Raw genomic sequence first — 25,413 nt, forward strand, 5'->3', positions numbered from 1 at the left:
GAATTCTTAATGAATTCGGACACTATTTTTTAGACTGAAGCCTCAAAGTAATATTTAGCACATTTGCCAAATCTGCCTTTTGAGAAAACCTCTGGGGCTTATTTTTTTATGCTGAGTGGAAGGTAGATTCCAAAAGTAACATTCCTTCCCATATTATAAACACCATAAGTAGGATCCTCCTGCGATAATCTTCCTGGACGTAGTCTGCTCAAAGCATCGTAATAGCGCTTATTAGTGAGATTAGACGCAGCCGCGTACAGCTTCACTTGTTGTTTTCCTAAGTGCAAGGTAGTACCTATTCCCGCATTGATCAGTGAATACGAATCTGCAGCCGTTTCAAAAGTTTCGTCAATGCGATTCTGTTTAAAATAATTGTCTAGACCTACAGATACGTAAAAAGCATGTAATCCATTTATCTTGGGCTCGAGGCGTAGCGTATTATGTAAGACACCTGCCGGAATCAATGCCAATGGCCTATCAAAGGTCCTATTTTGTGCATGGGTATAGGTAAACGTGTTATCCAGATGTATCCAGTTCAGCGGATGGAAATTCAGACTTCCCTCAAAACCATAAAGATTGGCGTTCACCTGACCATAGCGATAAACATCGTAAGTTTGCTCATTGTTGTCCTCATCAACGATGGTTTTTGTATCGCCCTTTTTTGCTGAAGCGTAGATAAAATTATGAATATAATTTTCATAGATCCCGATACTACCGGTGACGATGCTATGTCCAAATTCAAGGGTTGCATCCGCTTGGAAACTACGTTCAGCTTTGAGGTTCTCATTGCCGATTTCGTAGCGTGATGTACCTTCGTGTACCCCGTTAGAACCCAATTCTGCTGGATTGGGCGCTCTAAAAGCCGATCCTGCATTTGCTTTGAAGTTGAAATCCTCGCTGAAACTATGGGTAAAACCTAAAGCACCGCTAACATTGCTGAATTTATTTTTAAAACCCGGAAATTGCTCCTCATCATCAACGAAAAGCTGTTTACCCTTGCTATTGACATAATCGTAACGTAGTCCCATATTGAATGTATTATGGCCCCAGGTTTTTTTTGCATAACCAAAAACTCCCAATTCGATCTGGTCATAAGCAGGGATCAGAAATTCCACACCCTTGTTGATACTATGCTCCTGACTGGCACTGATACCAACGACATGTTGCCAGCCGTTTCTTTCAGCTAGATAATATTTCGCATCAAGAGAGTAGGTATTTAAATCAAAAAATAACGAGGGTGTTGCTTCCTCAAGTTCGCGACGTTGATTTTTCTGGTAGCCCAGGTCCAGTTTTAAATTTCCTGAGCCGATCACAAAATTATTATTGAGCGCGAGCTTATAATGGCGGATATCCTGTTTGGGGAAATCCAATGTTCGGCTTTTGGATGCATCGTATAGCGGATCTCCGGGGTCGGCATCGTAAAAACCAATGTTATTTTTGAGGTAAGAAAAATTAAGATGTGAATATCCCCATTGTTTATTTAAACCCAGCATTCCACTGAAGCTGGTATTATTAAAACCGCTATTCATATAGCGTCCTGCTGGTGTATTGTAGGAATATGCATTTTGATAAGATCCACGTCCGCGCCACACAAAGCCGTTTTCATTGCCTGTAAGCATGAGCGAGTTATTGGTCAGTCCGTTGTTGGTTGAATAACTAGATAGCAGCTCACCTTTTATTTCGCCTGCAGTAGGGACGCTGGGCTCGAGGATATTGATAACACCACCGATGGCATCAGATCCGTACATCAGCGAAGCTGCTCCCCGAAGTACCTCTACCCGGTCTGGCTGGTTTTGGTCAATCTCGATACCATGTTCGTCGCCCCATTGTTGGCCCATTTGCTTCACGCCATCATTGACGGTGACAACACGGTTATAACCAAGACCGCGGATGACAGGTTTGGAAATACCCTGTCCCGTTGTAATCTGACTTAAACCAGGTACCTGACGGGCTAGCGCGTCGATCAGATTTGTCGCACCACCTTGTAATTCGTCTTTGGAGATAACGGAGACTGAGGTACTGTTGCGACGGCTTTGTGCAGTCACAAGTGTACCTGTAACCACCACCTCATTTGTCTCGATTATACTTTCTGTTAGTGCAAAATCGACCGATACATCCGCAGATGTCAGATCTATCGTTTTGATCAGCGATTGGTAGCCAATAAAACGTACTTCGACAAGATAACGTCCACTCGAGGGCAGTGATTTGAACGAATAACGCCCCTCTTGGTCTGAAGAGGTGCTCGAACGGAGTTGGAGTAAAGATATGGTCGCTCCAGCGATCGGTTGATTTGTTTTTGAATCTGTCACTTTACCCGATATAGTCGCGGCGTTAGCAGTGAATAGAAGGAAATAGCAGACAAGCATGCATATGCCGCCTTTAATTTTGAGTTTCATCTGTAAATATTTTTATGCCATCTGTCGATGGTGCCTATCCAAATGATAACCTGTCGCATTAAACCTATACTTTCATCAGTCGTGAAAAATAGCCTGTTCAATACGAAGTAATTCATCATTGAATTGCTTGATTGTTAAATAGGAGGATGATCCATTATGAATATGCTAGCAACAATCACCAAAACGTTGGTCCTTTGTTTCCTGATCGTAGTAAACAAGGCTTTCCATTGAAGCTTTGTTGTCGCATAGTAGATGAAATTTAACAAATAGGGGGACCACGATTGCCAGATAGCAATGCACTGATCATTTGGTCACTGGGTACAAAGAAACCAAATGCTATTTCCCGTTCAGGAAGAGAAATCTCACTTTGACTAAAATGAAAGAGTAACTGCGGATGTGAACTTTGGTCGCAAATGGAACATTTTGGATGGTCTGCATGATGTTTTTTGGGACTGCAGCCCACTATACTTAATGTCGGCGACTCATGGGAATGGGTATAGACAATGAACTGACCGATTAAAAAGGTCATTAAAAGCGTTAACGCTGCTAATTTGTTCAATGAAATATTGCGCACTTTATTTTTCTATACGATGTCTTTGCAGACAATTAATGAGGCAAATATAAGAAAAATTACAAATAAAGCAATGTTGTTGCATTTATTTATTGGTATTGGGGAACAAATAAATGTCTTTATGAATGCGCATAAAGACATTTATCAGCATGAGTTATTTTTTTGATTGCACAAATCGCCCAATAATTTCATATTGGTTTGCATCAAGTCCTTGTACATCCTGGAGTTTCACAATACTATACAATGAATCGATATAATAATCTAGTTTTTCATCACTGTCATAGAGGGAATTCGCGATCTTTTTATCGATTTGGATATGTTTAACCTTTTCGTTTTTACGATCAAACTCGATTCGGAGTTTTTGTATCTGCAGTTCTTTCTTTTTTGCAGTAAATTCCGTTACACAATCTACGGCTTTGACATCGTAGAGTGCGGGATCAAAATTTTTGCTGATATCAGCGGACTGGAAAGCTGAAAGTTCATTTTTCCAGTTTTCAATTTTGAGCTCACGTTGTTCCTTTTCACCATCTTTATTGACGGATTTTAACACCGAAGGGTTGAGTTGCTGCAAGCGTTGTGCTTCGGCACTGAAAAAAGAGTCTACAGAAAATATATCCGTCGTCTTTTTAGCTTTCTGTTGGCCTGAGGGGGAGCTACAGCTCCAAAAAAGCAGCGCACTTCCCACCAGTAGTGGAAGTGCGCTGCTTAATTTTTTATAAAAATTCTTATTCTGATACCAATACATTTCCTGTCATTTCAACGGGGATATCTACGCCCAAAAGTTTGAGAACGGTTGGAGCGATATCACCCAATTTACCATCTGCGATTTTTTTGTAGTGATCATCAATCAAGATACAAGGAACCAAATTGGTTGTATGTGCCGTATTTGGTGAACCATCTTCATTGACCATAAATTCTGAATTACCGTGGTCAGCCAAAATGATAAATGAATAACCATTTTTCAATCCTGTTTCCACCACTGTTTTTGTGCATTGATCTACTGTTTCTACTGCTTTTACGACAGCCTCAAATACACCAGTATGGCCTACCATATCAGGGTTTGCGAAATTTAGGCAGATAAAGTCAGGCTGAAGAGTTTCCATATCATTGACAATTGCTTCGGTGATTCCACTTGCAGACATTTCAGGTTGAAGGTCGTAAGTAGCCACTTTTGGAGAAGGGACCAAAAGACGGTTCTCACCTTCGAATTGCTGTTCACGGCCACCCGAAAAGAAGAATGTCACGTGTGGATATTTTTCAGTTTCGGCAATACGGGTCTGTGTTTTATGATTGGCTTCCAAAACCTCACCCAAGGTGTTTGTCAGGTTATCTTTTTGGAAAACAACACGTACATTTTTGAAGGTTTCGTCATAGGCTGTTAGCGTAACATAGTACAGATTCAACGGTACAAGATCATACTCAGGGAAGGCTTTCTGTGTCAGTGCAATGCTGATTTCACGACCACGGTCTGTTCTGAAATTGTAACAGAAGACGACATCACCTTCCTGAATTGTTGCTACAGCGGTGCCATCTTCATTGACCAATGTGATTGGTTTAACAAATTCGTCTGTTACTCCTGCATCATATGATTTTTGGATCGCAGCAACCAGGTCATTGGTTTTTTCACCTTCGGCTTTCACCAAAAGATCATAAGCCAACTTGACGCGTTCCCATCTGTTGTCACGGTCCATTGCATAATATCGACCGATGGCAGAAGCAAAAGTACCTGAAGTTGTTTTTAGATATTCCTGTAAATCTTTGACATAGCCGATCCCCGAATTAGGGTCGGTGTCACGACCATCCAGGAAAGCATGGATAAAAACCTGCTCACTGTTTAGTCCAGCATGTTTGGCAGCATCACAAAGACCTTTTAGGTGCTTGGTGTGTGCATGTACACCACCATCCGAAAGTAAACCGATAAAGTGTACTTTTTTATTATTTTCAAGCGCATATTTAAATGCGTCCTGGATAACAATATCTGTATTGAATACGCCGTCATTTACCGCTTTGTGGATACGTCCTAATTCTTGATAGACAACTCTTCCGGCTCCAAGATTCATGTGGCCAACCTCAGAGTTACCCATCTGTCCATCAGGAAGGCCAACGGCTTCACCGGAAGCTTCCAGGCTTGAATTTGGGTATGTTTCCAATAAATGATCTAAAAATGGGGTATTTGCAGCTTCAACTGCATTTGATTTATCATGTTTTCCGTATCCTAGTCCGTCTAGGATCATGAGTGCAACTTTTTTCTTATTCATCGTATAACAAAGATAACCTTAATTTTAGAATCTATCAATGCGTCTTTAAAATCTTCCCTCGTTTATATGCAATAATTTTATAGGTTTGTGGCATAGTTTATGTTTAGTATAAACTATGCTACCTAATGATTGATTACATCTATTGTGGAAACTGTTCTGTCTTATTTTGAGCTATATGAAACTTTTAAGCTACTGCGTATTTATATTTGTTTATAGTCTTTTTATACACACTAACGCCTCAGGGCATCTTTTGAAAGATTTAAACTATTCGTCACAGCCTGTTGCATGGGAAGGAGAGGAGTCTTTGGGAAGTATTTCCGAAGAACTAAAAACCTATTTAAAGGAGGGGAATGCAAAGAATATTGCGAAATATTTTGGTTCCAATCTGACCCTGTCCCTATTGGGAGAAAATGGCGTGTATACCAAATACCAGTCCGAGATTATGCTGGGTACATTTTTTAACCAACATAAACCCAAGACCGTCAAACTGACCCAGGCCAGTAATGCAAACAATGGTTATCAATATTTCACCTTTTCATTAGCTACAGAACAAGCCAATTACCGTGTGTTTATTAAGATAAGTGCGGGATCCAATAGTCAGACAATAGAAGAACTTCGGATCGATAAAAGTTAAGTCAGACGCTATTTTTTTATCATTCTATTTTTCGATTAAAAAATTATTCCACATCTTAGCCCAATAAATTGAATTTATGGAGAAGGAAATCAAGGATTATTTGGCGCAGTTTGTAAAACAATCAGTCGCGGAAGATCTCGGAGATGGTGATCATACCTCTTTATCCACGATAGAGGTGGGGGCACAGGGAGAGGCGAAACTGATTGTTAAGGACGAGGGTATTTTGGCAGGCGTAGAGGTTGCTCAGGCGATTATGAGTTACATCGATGAAACCTTGGCCTGTGAGGTATTTATTCCCGATGGAAGCCAGGTAAAAGTTGGTGATATCGCGTTTTACGTTCGCGGAAATATCCAGAGTATTCTGTTGGCAGAGCGTTTGGTATTGAATGTGATGCAACGTATGAGTGGTATAGCGACGACAACCCGAAAATATGTGGAGCTGTTGAAAGGCACAGATACACAGGTATTGGATACTCGAAAGACAACACCTTTACTTCGAGTATTGGAAAAGGAAGCGGTCAAAATAGGTGGCGGCACCAATCATCGGTTTGGATTATTCGATATGATTCTGATCAAAGACAATCATGTGGATTATAGTGGTGGGATTATACCGGCATTGACACGCGCAAATGACTATCGAAAGAAATTAAATAAACCAATTGAAATAGAAATAGAGGTCCGAAATTTTGCGGAACTTGACGAAGTTCTTAACTTTGGCGAAGTGGACCGAATCATGTTGGATAATTTTTCACCTGCGGATGTGGCGAAAGCTGTTAAAATTATCGATCATCGATTTAAGACAGAAGCTTCTGGGGGAATAACATTTGAAACCATTCGGGCCTATGCAGAGGCTGGAGTAGACTATATCTCGGTGGGCGCTTTGACACACAGTGTCAAGAGCTTAGATCTGAGTCTGAAAGCCAAATTATTATAAGAACTGATTTAATTTAATGATATCGATTTATTTAGTAATTGCAGTATTACTAGCTTATTTGTTTGGTTCTATACCTACAGCAGTTTGGTTAGGTCAGGCATTTTATGGCGTAGATGTTCGTGAGTATGGGAGTGGTAATGCTGGAGCGACTAACACCTTTCGCGTATTAGGACCGCGTGCCGGCTCCATCGTGATGTTTGTGGATATATTCAAGGGTTGGACAGCAACAAATCTTGCCTATCTGATTGAGTTGGGCCAAAATACCAGTGATGTTCAGTTCGTTAATTTTCAGTTGGCTTTGGGAGTGATTGCTGTGATAGGACATCTATTTCCTGTATTTGCGGGCTTCCGGGGAGGAAAAGGGGTGGCGACATTGTGTGGAATGATTCTGGCGATACATACACCGGCAGCCTTAGTTTGTGTATCGGTATTTGTCATTATCCTATTGACGACACATTATGTATCCCTAAGTTCAATTTCGGCCGGTTTTGCTTTTCCATTTAGCTTGGCATTTATTTTTAAAACTACCATTCCTTCGGTATTGCTTTATGGTATTGCCATTTGTACGCTGCTATTAATTACCCATCAAAAGAATATTGAGCGCTTGCTAAAAGGACATGAGTCCAAGATTTATCTATTCAAGAAAAAAAACAAGGCAAAAGAATAGGCACAATAATTGCATCCTAAAAAAGTATTTAATAGAATATTATGAAATAGCTGCGCTAGAAAAGCAGAGACCCTGCGAATCTAGCCTAGACATTCCATATAATCATTGAAAATGAGACTGGGCCTGAGAGCTCATGAATACAATTGAAACAAACACAGATGAATAATAAGATACATATGAAAAGCATGTTTAAGTATTCGGCTATAGTATTGGCCTGTGTAGCGCTGGCATCTGGGTTGTCAGGTTGTGCTACTTCAGCTGTTACGGGAAAAAAATATTTGAAATTGGTCAGTGCTGACCAGGTCAACCAACAGGCTGCGCTGGCGTACAAAGATTTCTTGTCAAAAAATAATACAAAGGTTATTACCGGTACGGCGGATGCGGCGATGGTAAAACGTGTAGGTAACCGATTGGCAACAGCGGTCAATCAATACTTGCAGAGCAAAGGCATAGCCAATAAATATAATTTCAATTGGGAATTTAACCTGGTGAAGAGTGATGATGTGAACGCTTGGTGTATGCCTGGTGGGAAAGTTGCTGTGTATACCGGAATACTTCAAGTAACGCGTACCGAAGCTGGTATGGCAACAGTAATGGGACACGAAATTGCGCACGCCATTGAAGAGCACTCCGTAGCGCAGGCATCTAACCAAATGGCTTTACAAATGGGTGGTCAGATTCTGGGCTCAGCAGCAGGAATGACTGGTAGTAGCTCCCTTGGAATCTTTAATAACCTGTATGGTTTGGGAGGCAGCTTGGCCCAGCTAAAATTCTCACGTAGCGATGAATCTTCTGCAGATCAGGCTGGATTAATTATCATGGCATTGGCCGGTTACGATCCGAATGAAGCCATTGGATTTTGGAAGCGCATGGCAGCGGGCAGTCAAAAAGGACAACCAGAGTTCTTGAGTACTCACCCAAGCGATGCGAGACGTATTGCCGATATTGAGAAGCAGATTCCAAATGCAATGCGGTATTACAAAAAGTAAAAAAATACAAGCATAGTTTATATGCTTCACATCGAATAATAAAAACGGGAGTGTCCACCTTTGGACACTCCCGTTTTTTTATTTCATTTTTTCGAATCCCCCTTATGTCCTATTTTCGATTATTCCGTGCTAAACGGTTCTTTGGGGGGATTATTTCTTTGTGTTATTTTGAAAACCTGAAATTAGCAAAGTAATAAGTAATATCCGCCGGAGGACTGAATGTTCCGCCGGGCTCACCACCAATGTTAATGACGATTACCCTGTTGTGTTTGTCTTTTGCTGAAGACAAATCAATGGTCACATCCTTCCATTTTGTCAGATCGCTGTCCGGAATTGGGGTGGCATTTCGGTCCAGCTCCCAGTACTCCTGACCAAAGGCGCTTTCGCTGGAAAATGCCCACATATAGTTCATAAATCTAGGCCACAATTTTTGGAAAGCGCTGTAACTACCAGTAAATTTAGATTTGTCGGGTGCATAGACCTTGAATTTAAGATACTTGTAGGTTGCGATATTAAATCGATATTCCTTTGGAAGTGTAAATACAAAGGAAGCGCTCGCTGCCTTTAGTGTTATTTTCATTGGGTTCACAATAGCTGTTCCCGCCGGGGCATCCGTCGCTGGATTAACAATATCCGTTGCCCAATTATTGTCCTGAATCTTTCCGTCCAGGAAGAAATTCATCGGAATCAAGCTTTCATCCGGAGGTGTCACCCATTCGACAATGTTTTTGCCATCATAGCGTTTCAGTAACTCGTCTATTCCTAGCGAATTGGGGACATATTTAATTTTTTTGATTATCCCCAGATCCAGTAGATCTAACATCGCTTGTGCATTCGCATTTGATATGGCCGATACATGGCGTATAAAAGGCTGAAACTTGCCACCACCGATCGTTTTGACCACGCCATTTCTGTTGTAATCAAGAATTTTAACATTAAACAGGTCACCGCCGGTCAGATCCAATTCAGTTACATTGGAAAAATAGAATAAATCCTGTAAACTATTCGTGTGAATCGGAAAAGTCAATTTCTTAATTCCCGCAGCGACATTTGCATTGAAGGTTGTGACCCCGTTCGCGACGAGGATATCCCGTTCTGTTGGATTGAAAGTTGTCTCTCCGGTCGGCAAAGTGATATCGAGTGTCTGTGTATAGGTGATCGAGTCTACTATTTCCTGTCCACCCACTTTTGGAATCACGTTATAGGATAGTTTCATTGCCACCGTAGATCCGGGATTGAGGTTTGCCGCAAATATACGTGGTGAGGCCCCTCGGGTTCCTGTAATTGTTTTTCCGGTCTTATCTTTATATTCATAAGAAAGACTTTTATAAGTCAATAGGATCGATGATAGCGAGCTCGTCCAGTCGATGACCATCGCATTCGGCGAGGTCATAATCCGTGGAGAAGCGATGACCAGGTTTTTTACGTCACTTTCGGTAAATGGAATGACAGCGATTTGCTGTGGTACCGACTTATTGTCAAATTCGTCTATGGTATAGACTTTAAATCGGTACAGTTTAGACTGCTTGAGTCCTTTGATATTTAACCATGAAACCAATGAATCAATGATGATTTTCTGATTGTCATATTCAACAATTGTTTTTTTGGATTTTCCCATCCGGATCTGACTCGAGGGAATCCGCCCTGCCTTTATCAGATCAATTTCGACCCGTTCATAGCCGATCTTGGCGGCGATAGTATCATAGCGTTGCGGATACACAGTTTCCTCCGCGTAGGGTTTTATATTATCGTACATTTTCTTGCAGGAAAAGCTAAAAGCCATTAACGTCAAGACAACTAAAAACCCAGCTATTTTTCTGAACTTATTTTTTGTTTTCATACTTTATGTCTTAGAGGTCCCTATTTAGTTACTTTTGCGTCCGTAAAGCGTGATTTCGGAAAGACAGTTCGCATCATCTAAAGTATAGTCAGATGTAAAACCCTTTACAGCTTCATACCTGAACCATCTTGTCTTCTTCGTGTACTTCGGATTGTCGGGATACATATAAGCCATATCGCCGGCTTCGCCTTTTTTCACAAATTCAAGTTCACTGATCCCAAAAGGTACCGGAATAAAGTGCTCTGATACAGGTTCCCAGTCTTGTTTGGCATCATCCCAGATATACATTTTGAACCTTCCGACATTTTCGCTGCGGTAGTACTGCCCTCTGGAGATATTGGCCAATCCCCCGGAGTGCCGTTGTACGGTAATAATGCGGCTCAGTTCATAATATGCACCCAGGTCGATGATAAAGTTCCATGGCATATTGCCATCAGCCGTTTTTCCAGTTCGTCCCCTTCCGTGGGTGTGCATAAAGTTGAGGTTGTCACCACGGTCTATGATATCGTCTATGACGTAGCGTGAGCGCCCTTCCAGCCCGTCGCCAAAGGCCATTGGGATACGGCCGATGGAATCTGCGGCTTTAGGCAGTACCCAGTCTTTTTTCGGTATTTTCGTATCTTCGAGGAGGGAAATATTCCCTTTGTCTATTGTTGCCGTGGTATTTCCATAGCTGTCTTCGACGCGAACTTTCACACTTACTTTTTCTGTTGACGGGAGCACCAGGTCATTGATAAACCTTCGGTCGGTAGCCAGATTGGACGAAAAGACCGAGGTCAGGCTACGAGGTGTGCCATTTTGGTTAAAAGTAAAGTCTACATAAACATTGACGTCCTGTTTGAGCTCATTCTCCCAGTCCAGAAAGAAGGAACTGAAGCCCGGTTTCACCTGTATGGAACTGGCTACCCGGGTAAAAGCAGGTTCCAGAGACTGCACCTTGACATCCAGTGCTTCTGATCTGTTGCCCGTGCGGTCTACGGCATACAGTTTTATGGTGTATTCATCCGTGTTGGGCAGTCCATACACATCTAGGGAATCCACAAAATAAGAGGCGGAAAAGGTGAATGATTTACCGTTGGGATTGGTGTAAACGGCATCGATGCTCATAAGATCTTCATCTTTTGGTATATTGTAAAAAAAACGGGCTCCACCGTATAAGGGTGTATACCTGCGCAGTTCTACCTTTCCGGGTGGCGTAGTATCGTCCGCAGCCGGAGAAAATCGCTCAATCTCTTTACAGGCAACGAAAAGCATTAGTAGACTAAATGCGATATATTGGAGATTTAATTTGATCATGTTTGTCTTTATTAATTGTTACAATAAGAGCTTAGTATTACCAGCCCGGATTCTGAATAAGTTTACCATTGGTGTTCATCTCATTGAGATCAATTGGCCATAGGCAGTCCCGGATGGTGAATCGTCTTTCCTGTTTGACATCAAGTACAAAGAATGAAGTGCCAGAGGTCCCCGTATGGTTCCAGCCCCATATTGGCATTGAAAACGCCGATGTCGCCCGTTTGTGGCGCATCATATCCCAGAAATGAATACCTTCAAATGCAAACTCAATACCGCGTTCCTGCAGAATAATATCCCGCAGCCCCTCTTTTGAGCGATGCTTATTGACCGTCTTGGCGAGTGAGGCATCGGACCAGGCCTTTTCCACGGAGGGGATTCCAGCACGCTCTCTGACACGATCTAAGAGAGTGTATACTTCCTGTGATGGACCCGAATATTCGTTTAGTGCTTCCGCTTTCATCAGATATAGATCAGCCATTCGGATAATGGGATAAGGGAATTTTATTGTACGCTGCCAGGCGCCTGACTGTGACTCCGGGTGAACCATTTTTTGTGTGCCAATACCCGTAGCAAAAAAGTCTGTGGTGTGCTGCGAGGAGTTATAGCCTCCATGTGAATTTCCATAGAACATGGTATTGATACGAACGGTATGTGCTCGCCAATAACCCGCTGTAATGCCCAGGTTGGCATAGAATCGAGGCTCTCTGTTCATGTATAATCTGATGGTTTCGGTATTGGGCTGCATGTAGCCGTTCCAGTGCGTATAGCTGCTCTCACTGGACGCCGGTGTTTTGATGATTTCATATTTGTTGGTGAAATCATAGGTCAGATCCTCATCAATAGGTAATCCATTTTCGGTGTAATAACGTTCAGCCATTTGATAAGTAGCACCCATCCATTGCCAAGAATAAGAAGGTTCGTTCACGACCCCGTCACCATAGCCTTCGGGCAAACGGATATTGGAGGAATGGGCCAGTTCACCTTGGTTATAGTAATTGAGATTTGAATTCCCCCAAACCAGTTCTTTATTCCATGGATCTACAACAAGCATGCGTAGGTCATACAATGTTTGCATTCTTTCGGGATTGGCCGTAAATGCGGGACGATCATAAATAAAAGGTTCCTTGGCAAAATGATAGAGTCCCAGTCCATTTGCTTCGCACAACGTAATCGATTCGTTAAGCGCATCAATGGCTGCTTTCCATTTCTCTTTATCTTCGGCTTGTGGAAAGAAAGGCTGGCCATCACTGTCCATAAAATCGCCAAAGTATTCGCGGTTACCATTGAAAAATGGACTTGCTCTGAACACAAGCACCCTAGCTTTGATTGCTTTGGCTGCTACTTGGTCGATCTGTCCGAGGTTGTTGGAGGATACACGTTCGGTCAGATTCGGAATAGCCTCGTTCATCAGGTTTAATACGTAATTAAAGCAATCTTCTACTTTGGAACGGCTCAAAAACAATTCCTCCGGTGTGGATGTTGGCGAAGCAAGGCCCGTAGGTAGAACGATGGGACCATAACGCTGAATCAGTAAAAAAGCAAAATAGCCTTTTAGAAATTTGACTTGGGCCTTCCACTCGGCTTTTTCTCCTTCGGTCATATCACGTACTTTGTCAATATTAGCCAGGAAGACCTCACATTGGCGTATACCCTGATAGAGCGGTTTGCCACCCTCGGTACCAGACCAAAGACCCAATTGAGGTGAGGTCTGTGATTGTAAACCACGCATAATACGGATTGCCCGTAGGTTGCCTGTATTGGTGTTAAGATCCAGCCGGCCGAGCCATTCGTCTCCCAGCGACCATGAAGTCACATGTGTCTGGTCATCATTGGGCAGGTAACTGTAAACTTTTGCTAGCGCGTTATACGCTTCAACTTTGATGTTGAATATATCTTCTAATTTTAAGGTATTGTCAGGCACCACATCAAGGTACTTGGAGCAAGAACCCAAAAAGAATGCAGTTGCAATTGCGATATATTTTATTGTTTTCATGTGTAAGTCCGTTATACGTTAAAATGATAATTGAATACCAACATTAAACCGTCGGTTTGGGGGGTAGCCGAGTCCATTTCGTCCCGATTCTGGATCCCAGAGTTTGAATGGGCTGAATACGGCCAGGTTTTCGCCACTGATATAGATCCGGCTTCCCTTGCCAAAGCCAAAGCGTTCTAAATTTCGCGGGCTATAACCGATTTCAAGGGATTTTAACCGGATAAAGGAACCATCCCTCAGCCACCAGGAGGATTGCTGTGTATTATTATTAATGGGATCTGTAGACAGACGAGGCCAGAAGGCATGGGTATTTGGGTTAGTTTCGCTCCAATAGTCGTCGGCGATAATAGCCAATGCATTTCTGCGGAAAGCGAAGGGAGCTATTCCATAAGATCCGGTGTTTGGGTTGGATTCAGCGGTGGAGTTAATAAAGAAAGAGACATTTTTGTTCCCTTGAAAGAAGAAGGAAAAATCAAAAGCTTTATAACCTGCAGACATACCAAAACCATATTGGATCTCTGGTACGGTAGGGTAACCCATCGGGATCCTGTCGTTATCATTGATAATGCCATCACCATTGATATCTTTGTATTTGATATCACCCGCCATGTATTCACCGAAATCCTGTCTGGGTGAATTATCTATTTCATACTGATCGACAAATAATCGCTCGGCAAGCAGTCCCCATTCTTGTCTCAAATTGTGTCCAAGTTTCTTTAGATAGGTATCTGCATAATTTTTCTCGTCCAGTGCAAGATATTTGTTGGTTGCATAGGTGAAATTGGCCCGAGCCGAAAGCCAGAGATCCGATCCGAAGAATTTTTGATAGGTAAGCGAGCCATCAAATCCCTGCGAACTGACTTTACCTACATTACCACTGATGGCAGCCTCCAAACCAGCAGATGCAGGGAAGTTTTCCCGTCGCATGTAGATTTTGCTCCGTACATCTTTAAAAAAGTCTCCCTGCAATTTGAGTGACTCATTAAAGAAATTGGCTTCTATACCAACATTCCATTTTTCGGACTCTTCCCAGGTGATATCTGGATTAGCGTAGCGGTTTACATTAAATCCATTATAAGCATTCATAAAATCGGTTCCCCAACGATACATGGCATCATTACCTCTTGAAATATCCGATAGGTAAAAGAAGCGGTCTCTCCGCTCGGCAATGGCGTCGTTTCCGACACGTCCCCAGGTACCACGTAGTTTTAATGTGCTGACGACAGATTTAAGTGGTTCAAAGAAGCGTTCGCTCGAGACCATCCAACCTCCGCCCAAAGATGGGAAGAAACCGAAACGTTTTTGACCCATGAATTTTTCCGAACCATTTAGGCCATAAGCAAATTCAGCAAAGTATTTATTGTCGAAATCATAGGTCAGACGTCCCGAGTTTCCCATATTGCGTTCGGGTAAGGTTTCGTAAATGGAATTGCTATTTCCGGATGTCAGCAATTTTTCCTCGATCATACCCACGGTCATGGCACCTAAATTGTGATTGCCAAAACTACGGTTCCAGTTAAAACGAGCCTCGAAATAATAATTGGAGCTAGCATCTCTTTTCGGCTCTACGTCGCCTAGTGTAGCTCGACCTGTTGTTGGGTTGAGCGCATAAAGACTGTACTCGCCAGTAATCTGGTTGTAATTCTCCAGGTCGTAATAAAAGGGATCATAGCTCCTGGTACCGGCATATTTGCTCCAAGTTGTTACCGATGCCCGACCTTGGAGTTTCAAACCTGGTGTCAAAAAAGCTAAGTCTTGCATCAGTGTAGCCTGCGCTGTGATGGTATTTTCATTGCGGTCTTCATAACCCCGCACCATCTCCGCATAGGGATTGTTTTTTAGAGATCCTGTTACAAAGGTATTTCCAAATAAAGTGTGTTGCGTAAATTCGTTTTTGGCATCAGGGGAAAATACTGCCGGAAAATCAACGGGATTACTGTTCATGACCATCCGGAAGATATCGCTTGCCGATCTGAAAGGCCCATTATAACGTTCAAACCGTCCCTGGATCCGGGTGTCTAATGTGGTTGTTTTTGTCAGCTTAAAGATGACATTTGAACGGATAAAAAAACGGTTGATATTGATGTTGTTATTGAAATTATTTCGGTCATCCACTTTCAGCAAACCGGACTCTTTATCAAAACCACCTGATACATAGTATGTGGCCACTTGTCCACCACCGCTGAGATTGACATTGGCTTTTGTATTGACTGTATAGTTCTTGAGTAGAGTATTGTACCAGTCAATATTAGGGAAGATCATGGGATTTTCATTATCTATAGTTGACTGTATTTTCTGCTGGGAATAATAAGGACCAAGAATAGGATCTCTGGTCATGCGTGCCTCATTATAGAGTTTCATGTAATCAATACCATCGACCATTTTGATCATTCGGGTCGGCGATGCGGTATTAACATCTACGCGGGCATTCAGTCCCACAGGGCCTTCTCTTCCAGCTTTGGTGGTGACCATGATAATACCGTTGGCGCCGCGGGCACCATAGAGTACGGTTGCCGAGGCGTCTTTTAATATCGAAAAGCTTTCGATATCATCGGGCTGCATCCGGGCGAGATTGTCTGTGGTTGATTCAAAACCGTCAATCAGGATCAGGGGGGAAGCCTGATAGCCAAAAGTTGTTACCCCACGGACGAAGAATTGGGCATTATCGGCGCCCGGTTCGCCTGAGTTCTGAAAGGAAATCACGCCGGGTATGCGCCCTGCAAAAGCGCTGGTGAGGTTGGTTGCAGGAATTTTTAACTCCGAGGCTTTTACGGTGGTAATGGCACCGACTACTGTAGCTTTTTTCTGTGTTCCGAAGGCGACGACGGTAACTTCATCAAGACTCTTTCCATCATCATACATTAATACTTCAAGAATATTCTGTGGGCCGATAACGCGAGTTTCATCTTTCTTTCCGACAAACTTAAAGACTAGGCTGTCGCCCACAATACCGGACAGTTGAAACTCTCCATTCGCATTGGACTTCGTCACCGGAACCCTGTTCTTGAGAATGGTAACGCTTTCGATTTTTTCTCCATTTGATGCATCTTTCACAATACCAGTAAGTTGCTTTTGAGCAAAAGACAGCATAGGTAAGGTAAAGAGCAATAGGAAAAGAAATAGTTTTTCTTTTCGTTTTTGCATAGTGTTAGGTAATTAGGTGAATTAATTGGTTTATTTACTTTTGGGAAGAGTACGCATAATGCGCTCATCGATTCTTCCTTTTTATAGACAAGGAGCCCCCAATACAGGAGTTGCCCTAAAAATAAAAGTGGTTTAAGTTTGTTTAAATAATTTGGTTATTTCTTCTTATTCAGGTTTTCGGTACAGCCTTTACTGTCTGTTTTAGCCAGTTTCCTAATGAGCTAAAACAGGCTACAATAATTAAATCAATACACTGTTTTTTTGCATAAAGGTTAGGTTTTAGATTATACAAATTGGTTATTTTCAAACTGAAAGTATAAGAACTGTTGATCTTATTTTTTCCTTTCATTATTGCTATAACGATTTAAGCAAGATATTGTTTGAGAAAAATTAAATTAAATGAAAAATATTACCCCAAAATACTTCGAAATCATTTGTTTCTCGAATCGTATTGTTAGGATTGGTGTAAAATAGGGGGGAAGAAGAGGAAATCGATAGACAACGGAATAGCTGAACCATTCCGTTGTCAGCCTTGGATAATAGGGAGTGTGTTTTTCGAATAGATAGGTTTACACGCCAGCGATTCCGTCGGAGATACCTAATATAACCCCCACGACAAGTCCCAAGAAATTAAAGCCGATGGTGATGATGGCTATTATTCCGATAAACTTATAATGTTTTTTTAGGGACTCCAGGCAGAGTTCAAGCTGGATGCTATCGCGGTTTTCGACAGCTTTTTTTGCTTTGGAACCAAAATTATAGAGGAAATAGATCGGGAGACAGGAGAAAGCCATCATCAGCAGGTAAAGTACACCAAAGGTAGATATTGTGCTGGAAGAAATATATTCACCTTGATCTAAAGATAGTGCACTTGCCCCGAACATCAGGCTAATCATGGTTATGACCGATAACCCAATAAGTATAAAACAGAGAATAGCCAAAAAAATAGCCCATTTAGCTGCTGAAGCTAAGAAAGAAAGCCCTGCTGGAGACAACTTAATGTCTGCGGGTTCCTGAAAAGAAGAATTTTGAATACCGACTTCCATGAAAAAAGTGAATTATAAAGGTGTGCGAATTTCTAAAAAGTTATCCGTTTTTAAAAGCAGATTTTTAAAGAAACCAGTTCGCAGGGACAATAGTTTATAGTTTTTAATAAATACAAGGCACAGTAGCGCAATTACTACAAAAAAACGAGTTGATTAATAAAATTCTCGGTTGAAAGAAAGTTAATGAATTTTTTTTAAAAAGTTCAAGTTAAGAATGGAAGAATGTTGTTACAAATAAATCGGAGCAATTGACTGTGGAAAACTATTTTATATAGGCTCCGTTCTCTGGGAATGGTGGTTTAAAAGGTGTTATAACGTTTTTTTTATTAAAAAATTATGTGCGAAAGTACGGATTTTCGAATAGATGAAAGGAAGTAGATGTGCTATAGTATGTTAAGTTTATATTAAGTCCTTTGTTATTTGAAATCTCTTAGTAATTTTGCTTAACATTTTTTAACAAATCACATTATATGAAAAGATCTTTACTCTTTTTCGCTCTTGTAATGGCCAGTTATGGTGCTGTACAAGCTCAGGTTACGACAAGTAGCGTTACAGGTATTGTAAAAGAAGCAAACGGCAGTCTAACTTCGGGAGCTACTATCAAGGCAACGCACGTGCCATCGGGAACAGTTTATACTGGATCGGCAAATGCTGCTGGAAGATTTAACTTGGCAAATATGCGTGTTGGGGGACCTTACACGATTGAAGTGACGTATGTTGGACAAGACCCAATTATTTATAATGATGTTTATTTACAGTTAGGACAACCTTTTGTATTGAATCCTGTATTTGCAGATAAGAGTACTACTTTAGAGGAAGTAACTGTTACTGCCCGTAGAGGTGCTACAAAAACTGGGGTGTCTACTATTGTAAGTAGAAAGAAAATTGAGGAAATGCCTGCTATTTCCAGAAGTATTACGGATTTGACAAAATTAAATCCACAGGCAAACTCGCAAGGTGACGGTTTTTCGTTTGCTGGTAGAAATAGTTTGTTCAACTCTTTGACCTTGGACGGAGCACAAATGAATAATGCATTCGGTTTGTCTGCTTTACCAGGAGGTCAAACAAATGCGCAACCATTTTCGTTAGATGCGATCGAGTCTATTCAGATCAACCTTTCCCCTTATGATGTGAAACAAGGCGGATTTACAGGAGCAGGTGTCAATGCGATTACAAAATCAGGTACCAATACAGTGACCGGATCGGCCTACTGGTATTTTAAGAATCAAGATTTACAAGGCTATAAAGTTGATGGTGAAAAATTACCAAAAACGGAGAGTTATAAAAACAACCAATTGGGTTTTAGTGTAGGTGGGCCCATCATTAAGAATAAGTTATTCTTCTTCCTGAATGGTGAAACAACAAAACGTACAACTCCAGGTTCTAATATCCTTGCAAATCGAGGTACAGGAGCAGCAAATGAATCTGGAGTAAAGGCTTCAGACTTGGATTTAGTCAAGCAAACTTTAATGGATCAATTTGGTTATGATCCGGGAGTTTACGAAGGATTTAATAATGATCAAAAAGCAAATAATATTACTGCAAAAATTGACTGGAATATTAGCGAAAAACATAAGTTTACACTCCGTTATAATCATTTAGATTCTTATAGAGATATTAACCCAAGTGGATCTAATAGCCGAAGTGGTAGAGGTCCTAGTACCACATCTATGATTTTCTCAAACCTACGCTATCGTCAAAACAATAATATCAATTCCATTACTGCGGAGTTAAACTCCACATTTAACAGTAAATACGCGAATCAGATCCAAGTTGTTTATTCGGCATTTAGAGATTTTAGAGATCCACTAGGAACTGCATTTCCTACTGTGGATATAGAAAATGGTAGTGGTGCAAACTATATTTCATTTGGACAGGAACCATTTTCAGGATTAAATAAACTGGATCAAAATTTATTTAGTATCACGGATAACTTTAATATTTTTGCTGGGGCACATACCCTTACATTTGGTGGATCATTGAACTATCAAAAATTCAGGAATTCGTTTGCGCAGTTTATAAGCGGTCAGTTCCGTTACAAAAATATGGACGATTTTATCGCTGCGGCTAAAGGCGATAAAACAATACAGCCTACACAATATCAATTAACATATTCTGTTGTACCGGGTAACGAAAGACCATCAGCTGATTTTAGCATGATGCCTATCGCCTTGTATGCACAAGATGAGTGGTTTGTGAAATCAAACTTTAAATTAAGTTATGGTATCAGAGCAGATATTCCAGTGTATACCACGGATCTTGTAACCAACGAAAAAGTGCTTGGAATGACCTTTGCTAATGATGAAAAATTAGATGTATCCCGTTTACCGAAAGCGAGAGTATTGGTATCACCAAGAGCTGGATTTGATTGGGATATTAGACAAGATCGGTCATTTGTATTACGCGGGGGAACGGGTATATTCACAGGTGGTGTACCAGGCGTATGGTTAACAAATCAAGCTGGTCAGACAGGTATGACATTTGGCTCTATATTTGAAACTAGTAAAATTAATAGGCCATTTAATCCAGATCCCACTGCATATTTACCCGCAGATCGTCAGGATCCGGCAACCTATGAAATCGATGTGACTTCGAGAGATTTTAAAATGCCACAAATCTGGCGTTCGAATTTAGCTGTTGAGTATAGCTTGCCATGGGATATGAAGGCTACTTTAGAAGGGATTTACACCAAATCTATTAATGAAGTGTATCATCGGGATGCGAACCTAACAGATCCAAAAGGAAGATTTACTGGCACCGGTGATACACGAGCATATTGGTTGGCGACAGATAATGCCAGACAAATCAATCCATCTATTACACGTGCTATTGTATTAGATAATACTTCCAAGGGAAATGCATATAGCATTACAGCACAATTGGAGAAACGTTTTGGTAAATATGGAGATGCAATGATTGCCTATACCCATAGTAGTGCAAAAGATATCACTTCAAATCCTGGATCTCAAGCGAATTCTGCATACACTGGTAATGCGATGGTAAGTAATCCAAATTCTCCGGTTCTAGCTTATTCAAGTTTTGTTGTCAGAAATCGTATCATTGCAGCAGTAAACGTGAATTTCAATATCACTCCGCAATTACCTACTAGAATTGGTTTAGTCTATGAAGGTAGACCATATGGAGATGTTTTTGGTGGAACAAGATTTAACTACACGGTAAGCGGTGATATACTAAATGGAAGTGGGCGCTTTTCAAATGTTTTAATGTATGTGCCTAAAGATCGCGCAGATATTGCTTTAGTTGATATCAAGGAGGTTAAGGATAAAACTAAAGCTGAAACGGCAGATGCACAATGGGCAAGACTTGATGCCTATATTAGCCAAGACAAATATTTGAGCACTAGAAGAGGGCAATATGCAGAAAGAAATGGTGCGGAGTACCCTTGGATGAATCGTTTTGACATTCGGATCATGCAAGAATTATCTAAGGTGTTGAAAACAAAAGATAATCACAGATTGCAAGTTTCCTTTGATATTATCAATGTTGGTAACTTATTAAGTAGCAAATGGGGTGTTACCAAAACACCTAATATTACCAACTTTATGCAATATCAGGGTGTAACTGACAATAAACCTACGTATACTGTTAGTCAAAATCTTAAGGAGAAGACATTCAGAAACAATACAGGTATAGATTCGAGATATCAAATGCAATTAGGTATTCGTTATATCTTTAATTAATTTGAAGAACATATCTTAAAAAGACCGTCCTAAATTTTAGGACGGTCTTTTTTATTGTTTTGATATATCTGTATTTTCTAAGTACAGATATAGTACGATTTAGGCCTCTGAACTACCAGATTATTGACCAATCCGATCATTGGAAAAAAGATCGGCTTTCTCTGAAATATATTACACAAAGAGGGATTGTTAATCGGGAGCAATCGTGTTATTGTTGAATACTATGTGCCAAAAACTAGTCGGGGTTTGGGGCAAATCTTGAGTTTTTCGTAAACTGATTTTTAAATTCTGTTGTTTGATTATCGTCTGGTATTTATAATCTTTGTATAGATTATAACATACAAATTATGGGAAGTCCCCACGACCAGTCTTTAGGTATAGCCTTGCCAGATTCCATCCGGCATTATCCCATGGGAGATCAGGCGATTGTCCTTTCTTTTGGTGATTCGCTTTCCGAAGCTGTCAATACACAGGTCCGTAAGGTCGTGGCCTGTATCGAAAACTGGTCGCAGCCAGGCATAATCGAATATGTTCCGGCCTACACTACGATCACGATATACTATGATCCACTGACGATTACCTATCAGGAACTATTGACTGCATTTCAAACAATCATACAAGATATATCGGATGATCCGAAATATAAGGGTGTAAAAAAGGAAATCCCCGTCTATTACAATGGGGATGACCTCGCTTATGTAGCCCAATATAATGGGTTGACGGAAGAAGAAGTTATTCATATCCACAGTGCTCCGGAATACCGGGTATATATGATCGGTTTTGTTCCTGGATTTCCCTATTTAGGTGGCATGGACAGCCGGATCGCAACAGCACGAAAAGAAGTACCCCGCTTGAAGATTGAGGCTGGAGCGGTGGGGATTGCAGGACAACAGACTGGAGTGTATCCGATCGCGACACCTGGAGGCTGGCAGATCATTGGACATACGCCGTTGCAACTGTTTGACCTCAAACGTGAAAAACCCTCCTTGCTTGAAGTAGGGGATCTTGTGTGTTTTGTGCCTATAACTTATAATGAGTTTGTAAAACTAAAAACAGAATCCTATGGGCATTAAGATTATCAAGGCGGGCATGTTGACTACGATACAGGACTTGGGACGCTATGGTCTACAGCGTTACGGTATGGCAGTTAGTGGGGCGATGGATAGCTATGCGTTACTTCTGGGCAACAGTATACTGGGAAATGCAGACAACGAAGCCGCAATAGAATGTACTATCATTGGTCCTACCATTTATTTCGAACAGGCACAGCTTATCGCTGTGACAGGGGCAGATCTGTCGCCCAAGGTTGATGGTCAGCCCTTACCAATGTGGAAACCTGTCTTGATTGAGGCTGGTTCACTGCTTTCCTTCGGGCGACCAAATTCGGGCTGTCGGGCTTATATCTGTTTTCGCGGTGGACTTGATATCCCCGAAATACTGGGCAGCAGATCGACTTATAGCAAAGGGCAAATAGGTGGCTGGCAAGGTCGGCCGCTCAAAGAACAGGATAGGATTGCTTTCAACTATCCCTATGAGAGTGGAGAAGCCCAATTCTTTTGGAGCATTGACCCTGCGCTCTATCCCGACCTTTCCACTGGAGTCATCCGAGTGATGGACGGCCCACAGCGGGATCAGTTTGAAAGCGACGCACTGAAAAGCTTCTTTGCGGATGTGTTTACCATTAGCAAAAACTCGGATCGCATGGGATACCGTCTACAATCCAAACCATTACAGCTAAAAGAAAAAAAGGAGTTGTTGTCAACGGCCGTCACCTTCGGTAGTATACAGGTACCTCCTGATGGCAATGCAATTATCTTAATGGCCGACCATCCAACCACAGGCGGTTATCCCGTCATTGGCCAGGTGGCTACAGTAGACCTTCCGCTCCTGGCGCAAAAGGGACCCGAGGAGAACATCCGTTTTGAACGGATCAACCTGGATGAAGCCCAAAATTTATTGAAACAGCGGCAAATACAATTAATTAAATTGAAAAGAGCAATCGCATTGAAATATGAATAAGCAACTGACTATAGATTTAAATTGCGATATGGGCGAGAGTTTTGGCGCTTGGACAATGGGCCATGATGAGGCGATAATGCCCTATGTTTCCGCTGTCAATATTGCCTGTGGTTTTCACGCCGGAGATCCTTCGACAATGATGAAAACTATTCAGCTGGCCCTAAAATATAATGTCAAAATAGGCGCCCATCCCGGTTTTCAGGATCTGGTAGGTTTTGGAAGACGGGAGGTTCAGACTACAGCTCAGGAAGTTTACGAACTGGTCGTCTATCAGATTGGTGCACTTGCAGCATGTGCCAAGGTACAACAGACAATATTACAACATGTGAAACCACATGGAGCCCTCTATAATATGGCGGCGCGCAAACCTGAATTGGCCGATGCCATCGCAGCGGCCGTCTACGCGATCGATCCAAATCTCATCCTATATGGTCTTTCGGGCAGCGAATTGATTAACGCCGGTCGGAACAAAGGGTTGAAGGTATATAGCGAGGTCTTTGCCGACCGCACTTACCAACAGGATGGCACATTGACAGCAAGATCGGATAAAAATGCGCTTATTCATGATCCTGAGCAGGTAGTAGAACAGGTCGTAGGTATGATTAGGACGGGGAAAGTGACTTCCCTGCAAGGTACTGCAGTGGACATCCAGGCCGATACCATCTGCCTGCATGGTGATAGCCCAGAAGCCGTACAATTTGCCAAGACAATCAACCAAACGTTAAAAGACCACGATATACTGATCCGATGAAACAAAGAAATACTTCAGCGCTTATTGGTGCGGCATTACTGATGGCGACATCGGCAATCGGTCCGGGCTTCCTGACGCAAACGACGGTTTTTACAAAATCACTGGGCGCCAGCTTTGGATTCGTGATTCTGGTATCCATCCTGATTGATATCGGTGTGCAGTTAAATATCTGGCGTGTGATCGCCGTCTCCGAAATGAGGGCGCAGGATATCGCGAACAAACTGTTGCCGGGATTGGGTGGGTTTATCTCGCTACTGATTATCCTCGGTGGTCTAGCATTCAATATTGGCAATGTCGCCGGAGCAGGATTGGGGTTGGAGGCACTCTTTGGTGTAAATGTCATGACTGGGGCATGTATCTCGGCATTCATTGCCATTGCTGTTTTTGTAAACAAGCAGATCGGCAAAGCCATGGATCGTTTTACACAGCTGATGGGGGCAATTATGATATTGGCATTTATCTATATCACATTGATATCTTCGCCGCCATTGGGTGAGGCTGTACTGCATACAGTGGCTCCGGCAAAGATCGACTTTGTTTCGATCATAACATTGGTAGGGGGCACCGTCGGTGGGTATATTACTTTTGCAGGTGGTCATCGCTTGATTGATGCGGGAGTAAAGGGATTCGATGCCTTGCCGACAGTCAATAGAAGCGCTGTCATGGGGATATCTGTTGCCTCGTTGGTCAGGGTCTGTCTATTTTTAGCATCATTAGGGATACTAAGTCAGGGTTTGTCGATTGACGATAGTAATCCTACAGCATCAGTTTTCCACCTTGCGGCAGGCAATTTTGGTTATCGCCTGTTTGGTCTGGTGATGTTCGCGGCTTCGATTACCTCCATTATCGGATCAGCTTATACTTCTGTTTCATTTATAAAAACATTCAGTACACGGATTGCTAAAAATGAAAATTGGATTATCATTGCCTTTATATTGATTTCTACCCTAATATTTGTTTTTGTTGGTAAGCCTGTCCATCTATTGATTATCGCTGGTGCTGTGAATGGTGTTATATTGCCGATCTCACTAACGGTGATGCTGATAGCAGCTTACAAACCTGCTATTGTGGGCGTCTATAAACAGCCGGTTCTGCTGACATTGGTGGGTGCGACAATCGTTGTGTTAATGGCGTATATGAGTCTACACGTGCTAATGGATTTGTAATTCTTTTC

General features: G+C 41.8%; 18 protein-coding genes. 9 read left to right on the forward strand and 9 right to left on the reverse strand.

Annotated elements, in window-relative coordinates:
* Nucleotides 1–98: 98 nt before the first annotated feature.
* The 4 genes from LC454_RS15980 to gpmI all read right to left on the reverse strand — a co-directional run bounded on the left by LC454_RS15980 (nucleotide 99) and on the right by gpmI (nucleotide 5,225).
* Complete coding sequence (locus LC454_RS15980; RefSeq protein WP_223583474.1) at nucleotides 99–2,396, reverse strand: TonB-dependent receptor; 2,298 nt, start codon at nucleotides 2,394–2,396, stop codon at nucleotides 99–101.
* Nucleotides 2,397–2,655: 259 nt separating this feature from the next.
* Complete coding sequence (locus LC454_RS15985) at nucleotides 2,656–2,955, reverse strand: hypothetical protein (protein WP_223583475.1); 300 nt, start codon at nucleotides 2,953–2,955, stop codon at nucleotides 2,656–2,658.
* Between the two features lie 166 nt (nucleotides 2,956–3,121).
* The gene (locus tag LC454_RS15990; protein ID WP_223583476.1) at nucleotides 3,122–3,712 is read right to left on the reverse strand and encodes a hypothetical protein; all 591 of its coding nucleotides are present in this window, start codon (nucleotides 3,710–3,712) and stop codon (nucleotides 3,122–3,124) included.
* Nucleotides 3,693–5,225, reverse strand: a complete 1,533-nt coding sequence (gpmI, locus tag LC454_RS15995; RefSeq protein ID WP_223583477.1) for a 2,3-bisphosphoglycerate-independent phosphoglycerate mutase — start codon at nucleotides 5,223–5,225, stop codon at nucleotides 3,693–3,695. Before gpmI ends, LC454_RS15990 begins: the two co-directional genes overlap by 20 nt.
* A 250-nt stretch (nucleotides 5,226–5,475) precedes the next feature.
* Here gpmI and LC454_RS16000 point away from each other — a divergent pair, with 250 nt between their 5' ends.
* The 4 genes from LC454_RS16000 to LC454_RS16015 all read left to right on the forward strand — a co-directional run bounded on the left by LC454_RS16000 (nucleotide 5,476) and on the right by LC454_RS16015 (nucleotide 8,449).
* Nucleotides 5,476–5,859, forward strand: a complete 384-nt coding sequence (locus tag LC454_RS16000) for a DUF4783 domain-containing protein (protein ID WP_223583478.1) — start codon at nucleotides 5,476–5,478, stop codon at nucleotides 5,857–5,859.
* 76 nt (nucleotides 5,860–5,935) lie between these two features.
* A complete protein-coding gene (gene nadC, locus LC454_RS16005; protein WP_223583479.1) occupies nucleotides 5,936–6,793 on the forward strand; it encodes a carboxylating nicotinate-nucleotide diphosphorylase in 858 nt (285 codons plus the stop codon).
* A gap of 16 nt (nucleotides 6,794–6,809) precedes the next feature.
* Nucleotides 6,810–7,460 (forward strand): glycerol-3-phosphate 1-O-acyltransferase PlsY, encoded by a 651-nt coding sequence (gene plsY, locus LC454_RS16010; protein ID WP_223583480.1) that lies wholly within the window; start codon nucleotides 6,810–6,812, stop codon nucleotides 7,458–7,460.
* 158 nt (nucleotides 7,461–7,618) lie between these two features.
* On the forward strand, nucleotides 7,619–8,449 hold the full coding sequence (locus LC454_RS16015) for a M48 family metallopeptidase (RefSeq protein WP_223583481.1): 831 nt from the start codon (nucleotides 7,619–7,621) through the stop codon (nucleotides 8,447–8,449).
* A gap of 163 nt (nucleotides 8,450–8,612) precedes the next feature.
* Here the strand turns inward: LC454_RS16015 and LC454_RS16020 are convergent, their stop codons facing one another.
* From LC454_RS16020 to LC454_RS16040, 5 genes are all read right to left on the reverse strand, one after another.
* Complete coding sequence (locus tag LC454_RS16020) at nucleotides 8,613–10,289, reverse strand: DUF4998 domain-containing protein (RefSeq protein WP_223583482.1); 1,677 nt, start codon at nucleotides 10,287–10,289, stop codon at nucleotides 8,613–8,615.
* A 24-nt stretch (nucleotides 10,290–10,313) separates the two neighbouring features.
* Nucleotides 10,314–11,585, reverse strand: coding sequence for a DUF4959 domain-containing protein (locus LC454_RS16025; protein ID WP_223583483.1), 1,272 nt, complete (start codon nucleotides 11,583–11,585; stop codon nucleotides 10,314–10,316).
* 37 nt (nucleotides 11,586–11,622) lie between these two features.
* Entirely contained in the window at nucleotides 11,623–13,578 is a 1,956-nt protein-coding gene (locus LC454_RS16030) for a RagB/SusD family nutrient uptake outer membrane protein (RefSeq protein WP_223583484.1), read from the reverse strand.
* 18 nt (nucleotides 13,579–13,596) lie between these two features.
* Complete coding sequence (locus LC454_RS16035) at nucleotides 13,597–16,722, reverse strand: SusC/RagA family TonB-linked outer membrane protein (RefSeq protein WP_223583485.1); 3,126 nt, start codon at nucleotides 16,720–16,722, stop codon at nucleotides 13,597–13,599.
* A 569-nt stretch (nucleotides 16,723–17,291) separates the two neighbouring features.
* The gene (locus LC454_RS16040) at nucleotides 17,292–17,768 is read right to left on the reverse strand and encodes a hypothetical protein (protein WP_223583486.1); all 477 of its coding nucleotides are present in this window, start codon (nucleotides 17,766–17,768) and stop codon (nucleotides 17,292–17,294) included.
* 470 nt (nucleotides 17,769–18,238) lie between these two features.
* On the opposite strand from LC454_RS16040, the gene LC454_RS16045 reads away from it, so the two are divergent.
* The 5 genes from LC454_RS16045 to LC454_RS16065 all read left to right on the forward strand — a co-directional run bounded on the left by LC454_RS16045 (nucleotide 18,239) and on the right by LC454_RS16065 (nucleotide 25,405).
* Nucleotides 18,239–21,469: a TonB-dependent receptor gene (locus LC454_RS16045; protein ID WP_223583487.1), complete on the forward strand. Its 3,231-nt coding sequence runs from the start codon at nucleotides 18,239–18,241 to the stop codon at nucleotides 21,467–21,469.
* Between the two features lie 347 nt (nucleotides 21,470–21,816).
* On the forward strand, nucleotides 21,817–22,542 hold the full coding sequence (pxpB, locus tag LC454_RS16050; RefSeq protein WP_223583488.1) for a 5-oxoprolinase subunit PxpB: 726 nt from the start codon (nucleotides 21,817–21,819) through the stop codon (nucleotides 22,540–22,542).
* Nucleotides 22,532–23,488, forward strand: coding sequence for a biotin-dependent carboxyltransferase family protein (locus LC454_RS16055; protein WP_223583489.1), 957 nt, complete (start codon nucleotides 22,532–22,534; stop codon nucleotides 23,486–23,488). Before pxpB ends, LC454_RS16055 begins: the two co-directional genes overlap by 11 nt.
* The gene (locus tag LC454_RS16060; RefSeq protein WP_223583490.1) at nucleotides 23,481–24,239 is read left to right on the forward strand and encodes a LamB/YcsF family protein; all 759 of its coding nucleotides are present in this window, start codon (nucleotides 23,481–23,483) and stop codon (nucleotides 24,237–24,239) included. The genes LC454_RS16055 and LC454_RS16060 overlap by 8 nt, the downstream gene beginning before the upstream one ends.
* Nucleotides 24,236–25,405 carry an NRAMP family divalent metal transporter gene (locus LC454_RS16065; RefSeq protein ID WP_223583491.1) on the forward strand — a complete coding sequence of 390 codons (1,170 nt, stop codon included), beginning with the start codon at nucleotides 24,236–24,238 and terminating at the stop codon, nucleotides 25,403–25,405. Before LC454_RS16060 ends, LC454_RS16065 begins: the two co-directional genes overlap by 4 nt.
* The last annotated feature ends 8 nt before the right edge of the window (nucleotides 25,406–25,413 follow it).

The sequence above is a fragment of the Sphingobacterium sp. GVS05A genome (assembly GCF_019969845.1).
Classification (GTDB): Bacteria; Bacteroidota; Bacteroidia; order Sphingobacteriales; family Sphingobacteriaceae; genus Sphingobacterium.

Excerpts from the sequence above, each read along its gene's own strand:
- plsY (WP_223583480.1), top strand. The coding sequence starts at position 6,810 with ATGATATCGATTTATTTAGTAATTGCAGTATTACTAGCTTATTTGTTT.
- LC454_RS16025 (WP_223583483.1), bottom strand. The coding sequence starts at position 11,585 with ATGATCAAATTAAATCTCCAATATATCGCATTTAGTCTACTAATGCTT.
- LC454_RS15980 (WP_223583474.1), bottom strand. The coding sequence starts at position 2,396 with ATGAAACTCAAAATTAAAGGCGGCATATGCATGCTTGTCTGCTATTTC.
- LC454_RS16040 (WP_223583486.1), bottom strand. The coding sequence starts at position 17,768 with ATGGAAGTCGGTATTCAAAATTCTTCTTTTCAGGAACCCGCAGACATT.
- LC454_RS16045 (WP_223583487.1), top strand. The coding sequence starts at position 18,239 with ATGAAAAGATCTTTACTCTTTTTCGCTCTTGTAATGGCCAGTTATGGT.
- LC454_RS16065 (WP_223583491.1), top strand. The coding sequence starts at position 24,236 with ATGAAACAAAGAAATACTTCAGCGCTTATTGGTGCGGCATTACTGATG.
- gpmI (WP_223583477.1), bottom strand. The coding sequence starts at position 5,225 with ATGAATAAGAAAAAAGTTGCACTCATGATCCTAGACGGACTAGGATAC.
- LC454_RS16020 (WP_223583482.1), bottom strand. The coding sequence starts at position 10,289 with ATGAAAACAAAAAATAAGTTCAGAAAAATAGCTGGGTTTTTAGTTGTC.
- LC454_RS15990 (WP_223583476.1), bottom strand. The coding sequence starts at position 3,712 with ATGTATTGGTATCAGAATAAGAATTTTTATAAAAAATTAAGCAGCGCA.
- nadC (WP_223583479.1), top strand. The coding sequence starts at position 5,936 with ATGGAGAAGGAAATCAAGGATTATTTGGCGCAGTTTGTAAAACAATCA.
- pxpB (WP_223583488.1), top strand. The coding sequence starts at position 21,817 with ATGGGAAGTCCCCACGACCAGTCTTTAGGTATAGCCTTGCCAGATTCC.
- LC454_RS16030 (WP_223583484.1), bottom strand. The coding sequence starts at position 13,578 with ATGAAAACAATAAAATATATCGCAATTGCAACTGCATTCTTTTTGGGT.
- LC454_RS16035 (WP_223583485.1), bottom strand. The coding sequence starts at position 16,722 with ATGCAAAAACGAAAAGAAAAACTATTTCTTTTCCTATTGCTCTTTACC.
- LC454_RS16060 (WP_223583490.1), top strand. The coding sequence starts at position 23,481 with ATGAATAAGCAACTGACTATAGATTTAAATTGCGATATGGGCGAGAGT.
- LC454_RS16015 (WP_223583481.1), top strand. The coding sequence starts at position 7,619 with ATGAATAATAAGATACATATGAAAAGCATGTTTAAGTATTCGGCTATA.
- LC454_RS16055 (WP_223583489.1), top strand. The coding sequence starts at position 22,532 with ATGGGCATTAAGATTATCAAGGCGGGCATGTTGACTACGATACAGGAC.